The organism is Streptomyces sp. 8P21H-1, from assembly GCF_013302945.1.
In genome coordinates, this window is the sequence record NZ_JABTYA010000188.1 from 1 (window position 1) to 771 (window position 771).

The window sequence follows — 771 nt, forward strand, 5'->3', positions numbered from 1 at the left end:
CCTGGCGCGCGAACTCGCCGAACGGCCCCTGGACGACACCTGGGTGCTCGCCGGCGCCGGCGCCGCGACGGTCCTGGGCCTGTGGCTGTTCGTCCTCGCCGTGACCCCGGGGCTGCGCGGCATCCTGCCGATGCGGCGCCCCCGCCCCGACGTACGGGCCGGACTGCGCCGCGACGCCGCGGCGACGGTGCTGCGCGACCGGGCCATGGAGGTGCCCGGCGTGCGGTCGGTCCGGGTCCGTACGCGACGTGGGAAGGCGGACGTCCGCGCGGTCTCGCACTTCCGCGAACTCGACGACGTACGCGCCGATCTGGACGCCGCACTCGCCGACGGCGTCAGGGAACTCGGCCTCGTCCGGCGGCCCGCCCTTTCGGTGCGGGTCACCCGGCCGGGCCGGAAGGGGTGACCGGGGTGCTGAAGACCGTGAACCGCGTCCTGCTGGGCCTCGCGGGCCTGCTCCTCCTCGTGCTCGGCGGCTCCGTGCTGGCCGTCGGCCTCGGGGTGGGCCCGCCCCCGTGGTGGATCCACGACGGGCGGCACGACGTGCTGCTGAGCGACGCCGACCGGACGCGGTGGCGGGACGAGGGCTGGTGGTGGCCGGCCGTCGTCGCCGTACTGGCCCTGACCGTGCTGCTCGCCCTGTGGTGGCTGATCGCGGTGCTGCGGCGGCGCAGGCTCGGCGAGGTGCTGGTCGACACCGGCGACGGCGAGGGCGCGCTGCTGCGGGGACGGGCCCTGGAGGACGCGCTGGCGGCGGAGGCGGGTGCGCTG

At 77.2% G+C, this 771-nt stretch carries 2 protein-coding genes; both read left to right on the forward strand.

Annotation, left to right across the window (positions count from 1 at the left end):
- Positions 1-406, forward strand: a 406-nt coding sequence (locus HO151_RS03080; protein WP_254594670.1) for a DUF6286 domain-containing protein, incomplete at its 5' end; no start/stop codon positions are given.
- 5 nt (positions 407-411) lie between these two features.
- The coding region (gene amaP, locus HO151_RS03085; RefSeq protein ID WP_173894579.1) for an alkaline shock response membrane anchor protein AmaP at positions 412-771 on the forward strand (360 nt) is incomplete at its 3' end.